The following is a 2158-nucleotide window of genomic DNA, read 5'->3' as shown; positions in this document are numbered from 1 at the left end:
CCGCCACGTGCCCGCGCAGCCGGGCGGGGTCGGCCGTGCGGCCCTCGACGGGCACCACGTAACCGACGAGCCGCTGGTCGCCCGGCCGGTCCTCGCGCAGCACCGCCTCGGCGTGCGCGACGTCGGGGTGTGCGGCCAGCGCGGTGGCGACCTCGCCCAGCTCCACCCGGTTGCCCCGGATCTTGACCTGGTCATCGGCGCGGCCGGTGTAGAGCAACGCGCCGTGTTCGTCCCAGTAGGCGACATCGCCCGTGCGGTACAGGACCGACCCCGGCGGTCCGAACGGATCGGCCACGAACCGCTCGGCGGTCAGCGCGGGCCTGCCGAGGTATCCCCGCGCGAGCTGGGCACCCGCCAGGTACAGCTCGCCGGTCACGCCCGTGGCCACCGGCCGCAGCGCGTCGTCGAGCACGTAGGCGCGGGTGTTCCACACCGGCGTGCCGATCGGCACCGGCCCGCTGCCCCGCGCGCACTCCCACGAGGTCACGTCGATCGAGGCCTCGGTGGGGCCGTAGAGGTTGTGCAGCCTGGTGCCGTGCCGGTCGAAGGCGTCGTAGAACTCCTCGACAAGGTCCCGGGGCAGGGCTTCCCCGCTACAGAGCACCCTGCGCAGGCTCCGGCACTCCGACACCGACCGCGTGGCGAGGAAGGCGCGCAACATCGACGGGACGAAGTGGACGGTGGTCACGCCGTGCCGCGCGCACAGCTCCACCAGGTGCTCCGGGTCCTTGTGCCCGCCGGGGCGGGCGAGCACCAGCGTCGCCGACTCCAGCAACGGCCAGAAGAACTCCCACACCGACACGTCGAACCCGGACGGGGTCTTCTGCAGGACCACGTCGTCCCCGGCCAGTGAGTAGCGGTGCTGCATCCACCGCAGCCGGTTCACGATGCCCCGGTGCGGCACCACGACGCCCTTCGGCCTTCCCGTCGACCCGGAGGTGTAGATGACGTAGGCCGGGTCGCGCTCGTCGGCCTCGACCCCGGCCGGCGGGTGCGCCGGATACCCCGCGAGCAGATCCTCCGCCGCGGGGGTGTCCAGGACCAGCACCTCCGCCGACAGCTCGTCGGTCAGGGTGACGGCGGTGACGGTGGTGGACAGCACCAGCGCGGGACGGGCGTCGTCGACCAGCAGCCTGATCCGCTCGACCGGGTAGTCCGGATCGAGCGGCAGGTAGGCCGCGCCGGACTTGAGGATTCCGAGCAGCGCCACCATGAGTTCGGCCGAGCGCGGGATCGCGACCGCGACGACGCTCTCGCGCCCGATCCCCCGCGCGCGCAGGTGCTGCGCGAGCCGGCCTGCCCGCTCGTGCAGCTCGCGGTAGGTCAGCGTGCTCTCCTCGGTGACCACCGCCGTCGCCTCCGGGTCACGCGCGGCGGCGCGCTCCAGCGACTCGGTCAGCGTGGCGGAGGGCAGCTCCCGCGCGGTGTCGTTGTTCCGGTGCAGCACGCGGTCTCGTTCGGCGTCCCCGAGCGCGTCCAGCGTGCCCACGGCCGCATCCGGGGCGGTCGCGGCAAGGCGGCGCAGGAAGCCCAGGAAGCGGTTCTGGTGCCCGGCCAGCTCGTCGGCGCCGTAGAGATCGGGATTCGCGTCGAAGTCGATCTGCATCCCACGACCGTCGGAACGCTGGTAGAACACGAACGACAGATCGTCGGACGGGCCGATCGACAGGTTGTGCACCACGCCCCGCGACGATCCGAAGCTCAGGTCGTAGTCGAACATCATGATGTTGACCTCGGGGCCGACGAGGCGTTCCTCGCTGCCCACGAGACGCAGGTCACGACGCAGGTCCTCGAACCGGTACCGCTGGTGGCGCATCGTCTCGCGCAGCCGGGCGGAGGTCTGCTCCACCAACTCGGCCAGACTCGCCCCGTCGGTCACGCTCAGCGGAAGCGGCACCACGTTGGAGACCATGCCGGGCACGGCGCGGGCGGTGCGGCCCAACCGCGTGGACACCGGCACCCCGAGCAGGATGTCCTCGCGCCCGGTCATCGCGTGCAGGTACAGCGCCGCCGTCGCCATCAGCACGGGCGGCAGGCTCACCCCGATGCCGGAGGCCAGGTCCCGCAGTGCCGCCGCCGTCTCGCCGTCGAGGAATTCGGTGCGGCGCACGAGTCCACGCGCCGGTGCGGGCGCGGTGCGGGCGAGGGTCGCGGGCCG

Annotated in this window: 1 protein-coding gene; it reads right to left on the bottom strand. The window is 72.8% G+C overall.

Annotated elements, in window-relative coordinates; all coding sequences use genetic code 11:
• On the bottom strand, window positions 1-2110 hold a 2110-nt coding region (locus tag SACSA_RS21100; protein WP_157596571.1), incomplete at its 3' end, for an amino acid adenylation domain-containing protein.
• Window positions 2111-2158: the final 48 nt, after the last annotated feature.

Origin of the sequence: Saccharomonospora saliphila YIM 90502 (genome assembly GCF_000383795.1) — a bacterium.
Lineage (GTDB): Bacteria > Actinomycetota > Actinomycetes > Mycobacteriales > Pseudonocardiaceae > Saccharomonospora > Saccharomonospora saliphila.
Note: the sequence above shows the minus strand (reverse complement) of the source record. Positions and strands in the feature narration are given on the sequence as shown.